Origin of the sequence: Pyramidobacter sp. CG50-2, assembly GCF_003612005.1 — a bacterium.
In the GTDB taxonomy this organism is placed as follows: Bacteria; Synergistota; Synergistia; order Synergistales; family Dethiosulfovibrionaceae; genus Pyramidobacter.
The window spans coordinates 1-3907 of sequence record NZ_RAWT01000086.1; the positions used below are offsets into that span (position 1 = coordinate 1).

4 protein-coding genes and 1 pseudogene are annotated in these 3907 nt (G+C 59.2%); 3 read left to right on the forward strand and 2 right to left on the reverse strand.

Annotated elements, in window-relative coordinates:
* The coding region (locus D7D26_RS12940; RefSeq protein WP_233543572.1) for a hypothetical protein at positions 1 to 282 on the forward strand (282 nt) is incomplete at its 5' end.
* Positions 283 to 700: 418 nt separating this feature from the next.
* Here D7D26_RS12940 and D7D26_RS11775 read toward each other — a convergent pair.
* Positions 701 to 2233: a lipid II flippase MurJ gene (locus tag D7D26_RS11775; protein WP_120373171.1), complete on the reverse strand. Its 1533-nt coding sequence runs from the start codon at positions 2231 to 2233 to the stop codon at positions 701 to 703.
* 296 nt (positions 2234 to 2529) lie between these two features.
* Between D7D26_RS11775 and D7D26_RS12385 the strand changes: the two genes are divergently transcribed.
* Both D7D26_RS12385 and D7D26_RS11780 read left to right on the forward strand, forming a co-directional pair.
* Positions 2530 to 2691, forward strand: a complete 162-nt coding sequence (locus D7D26_RS12385; protein WP_009164375.1) for a hypothetical protein — start codon at positions 2530 to 2532, stop codon at positions 2689 to 2691.
* Entirely contained in the window at positions 2672 to 3064 is a 393-nt protein-coding gene (locus tag D7D26_RS11780) for a type II toxin-antitoxin system death-on-curing family toxin (RefSeq protein WP_078015576.1), read from the forward strand. Before D7D26_RS12385 ends, D7D26_RS11780 begins: the two co-directional genes overlap by 20 nt.
* A 154-nt stretch (positions 3065 to 3218) precedes the next feature.
* Here the strand turns inward: D7D26_RS11780 and D7D26_RS12390 are convergent.
* A pseudogene (locus D7D26_RS12390) lies at positions 3219 to 3907 on the reverse strand (OprO/OprP family phosphate-selective porin); the annotation flags it as partial.

Sequence of the window (3907 nt, forward strand, 5' to 3'; positions counted from 1 at the left end):
CTTGCCGTGGTCGATGTGCCCGATCGTTCCGATGTTCAGATGGGGCTTGCTGCGCTCAAATTTCTCTTTTGCCATTGGTGTGGCCTCCCTAAAACTGAAAATTTTCGGGCCCTGCAGGGGCCGCTTATCGAAAATCAAGCCTGCGTCATCTCTCCTGCGACCGCGTCACAAAGGACCGTCGCCGACAGCTTCTTTCTCCGTTCCAGCAGACGACTCCACCGCGATGCGGGCGGAGAGGCCGCAGACGAACGTTCTGCTTTTCGCTCGTCCATACAAGAGTGAACAGGTTCTCTGGAATTTTATCAAAGTGCGCCCGTCTTGTCCACGGCCCAATCTAAAAAAACAGCGTGTCTCACCTGAAGCCTCGCCCCGCGGATCGAATTAAATTCATCATTTTGGCAGAATATTTGATCTTTCATTAAAAATTCATGCGCACTTCACAGCAAAAGATTCTCGCCCAACAAAATTTGACCTTCCCGTCATCGCCGATAAATCAATTAAAAAAAACGAACGGGCCGTTTTCCGCGCACAGCGGCGCCGCGATCCCGGCACAACAGAGGGCGGATTTCGCCGGCGCGTTTCCGCATCGCGATCGAACCGTCCGGAGGACGCGACGGAGAATCGGCCGTCGGGCTCTCTTCATGCAAAATGTTCCACGTGGAACGCACCATCGAAGGCGACCGGCTCTTTCCCGCCGCCTTCATTCCCCTCTTTTTCGCCGCAGCGCCAGCGCCAACAGCGCCCGCGGCCGCCAGACCGGCGGCACCGAATCGAAGAAACCCAGCCTTTCGCCGCCCAGGTAGTAGGCCGCTGCCAGCAGCCCGCCGGCCAGGACCGCCGCGATCCCGTTTTCCCGCAGCGGCCAGAGCGCCACGCACGACAGCGCGAAGGCGAGCGACGGCTTCCACACCGCGCGGGCCGCGTGCTTCAACGCTCCCGGCGCCAACAGCGCCGCATAGACCAGCGCCGAGCCGCCCCACGTCAGCCCCGTCGCCACGCAGAGCCCCGGCGCGCCCCACCGCGGCGCCAGCATCCAGTCCAGAAACGCGTTCAGCGCCAGCGCTCCGTAACTCACGGACAGGATCGTCTTCAGCCTGCCCGCCGCCTGCGCGTAGCGCGACAAGAACTGCCCCCACAGCATCAGCGGCAGACTCCACGCCGCCGCGGCCATGCACGGCGCCGTCAGCGCCACCGCCGCCGCGTCGAAGGCGCCGTAGCCCAGAAAGATCCTCACCAGCGGCCGGCTCAGCGCCGACATCAGCGCCGCCGGCGGAAACATGTAAAGCCAGCCCGTGCACATCACCGCTTTGAGCTGCGCTTGCGGCGTTTCGGGACAAGCCATCAGCGCGCTGACGCGATGCAGATAGATCATCAGCGCCGGCGCGAGCACGCTCTGCGGCAGCGTGTAGATCAGCCCCGCGTAGCTGAGCGCGGAAATGTTTCCCGCCGGCAGCCCCGAGGCGAAATAGCGATCCACCAGCTGATACAGCCCGCTGGCGCCGACGATGCCGACGCAGAGCAGACAATCCGCGCGCAGTTCGCGCAGCGCTTCTTTGCGCGCCGCGCCCGCAGCCCGCCAGGGGAAATCCCCCGTGGCCCGGAACGTGCCCCAGGCCAGAAGCGCCACCACCAAACTGTACATCGCCGGCACGGCGTACACGCCCCAGAAAAAAGACGCCGCCCAGATCGCCGGGATCAGCAGCGCATGCCCCAGCGCCGAGAGAGAGACCGAAAGACTGTACCTCCCCTTGAAATTGTTCCAGACCTCGAAAAAGGGCATCAGCGTCCACGCGCCCCCCCAAGGGATCAGGATCACCAGCATTCGGGCAGCCGTCTTCAGCCGCGGCGGATCGAAACGCCGCGCGAAAAACGCCGCCAGCGGCGACGAAAAAGCCGCCGTCAGCGCCGCCAGCAGCAGCGCGCCGATCAACGCCAGACGAAAGACGCGCGCCATCAGCGCCGCCGCATCCGCCTCCGTCTGCTGCCGCACCAGCCGCGGCAGCAGCGCCGATTCCGTCACATTCTGCACGATCTGGCACAGCAGCGAAAGGATCCCCATGCTGACGTAAAAAGCGTCCATGCCCGCCGATGCGCCGAACAGCCACGCCAGCATCAGCGTGCGCAGATACCCGACCGGTTTCGACAGCGCCCCCACCGTCACCGAAACCAGCGCCCCGGCGCGCGCCTCCTGCGCGCCGCAGAAAAAATCGCGAATCTTGTGCCGCACGGCCATCGTTTCACCTCGCCCGCATCTTCCATTTCAGTAAGCATAACACAAAAAACGACATGGCGCGAAACACAGTTCATCGGCCGGTCGGGATATTCGTTGACGCCGCACGTCAAAGACACTACAATAGACGTACAAAAAAAGGAGACGGTCACATGCCCAGACAAAGGCCCGACGTCTCCCTTCACGAAGAAAATCCGAAAAGACCCCGCAGAGCCCAAGGTATAAGGCGGGGCTTTCCGGCAAAAACGACGAAACGACTTCCGAAGCCGGAGGCACAACGCCGATAAGGAGGAATCCCCATGACAACCACCGACAAAATCTTCGATAAAACCCTTTCGCGCCGTTACAAGGCGGGAATCGTCGCTCAGCGGGACAGCAAACTGGACGACGAAAAACGCGCGATTCTTCACAGCATTATAACCGAACGCAAAGACGCTCTCGATGCCCTTGCCAAATATTGAGTGGCTCTCGCCCGAAAGCATCGACGACGTGATCGAATCCCTGCGTTGTCGATACGCAGACGACCCGATCTCCATTATCAATGAAGAACCTATCGAATACGTTCTTCATCTCGAAGCTTTATCGTGCTACTACGATGACGACGTGTACCGTTTGGCAGCGGTGATTTTTCGCTCCATCATACAAGGACACCCGCTGCAGGACGGAAACAAGCGAATGGGAATGTTGCTCGGCACGTACTTTTTAAAGATCAACGGTTATACGCTTACAGCCGGCAACGACGAATTTTTGAACACGGCGCTCGAAATCGCCAGAGGCGAACTTCATCTTCAAGGCATTTATCAATGGCTTCTCAAGCGCGCCCAACCAGGTTAAACGTTCCGACGCGTCACAAAAGCGCGCACAAGATTCCCCATAATGTAAAGAAGCGCTGAAAAAAGACTTCCAGCGCTTCTTTTCATAGGGAGCAGGAGGATAAAAAAGCGGAGCTGCCGAGGCAGCCCCGCTTTTCGCGTTTGCGGAGATTCGACTAGAAAGCAAGGAACGTACGGAAGCGGATCTGGTTGTCGTCGTACTTGAAACCCCACCCGGCATCGTCGCTCACATCGATGTCGTTATAGGCAAGTTCGAAGCGAAGGTTGGGGCTGTACTGGTAGCCGACGCCCACCGTCCACTCCTTAGCATCGCCAACTTTATCCATGTCGTACTTGGCGTAACGCTCAAAGGTATGCCACTTGTCGTTCCACTTCTGCTTAGCGCCGACAAAGATAACGTTCATATCCTGAAGGACAGGATTGGCTTCCAGCATATCCTTTACCCCGGGCGCGACAAACACTTCGTCATTGAAAGCATAAGGCGTATTCTGAAGGACAAAGCCTTCGTCGAACTTGGCGTATTCAACCCACAGAGAGGTGAACTTGAGCGCGTCCTGGCTGACGTCGAGGGCAACCTTCCACGCCTTGGGATCATCAGCATCAGCGTGCGCAGATACCCGACCGGTTTCGACAGCGCCCCCACCGTCACCGAAACCAGCGCCCCGGCGCGCGCCTCCTGCGCGTCGCAGAAAAAAAATCGCGAATCTTGTGCCGCACGGCCATCGTTTCACCTCGCCCGCATCTTCCATTTCGGTAAGCATAACACAAAAAACGACATGGCGCGAAACACAGTTCATCGGCCGGTCGGGATATTCGTTGACGCCGCACGTCAAAGACACTACAA

Excerpts from the sequence above, each read along its gene's own strand:
- D7D26_RS11775 (WP_120373171.1), bottom strand. The coding sequence starts at position 2,233 with ATGGCCGTGCGGCACAAGATTCGCGATTTTTTCTGCGGCGCGCAGGAG.
- D7D26_RS12385 (WP_009164375.1), top strand. The coding sequence starts at position 2,530 with ATGACAACCACCGACAAAATCTTCGATAAAACCCTTTCGCGCCGTTAC.
- D7D26_RS11780 (WP_078015576.1), top strand. The coding sequence starts at position 2,672 with ATGCCCTTGCCAAATATTGAGTGGCTCTCGCCCGAAAGCATCGACGAC.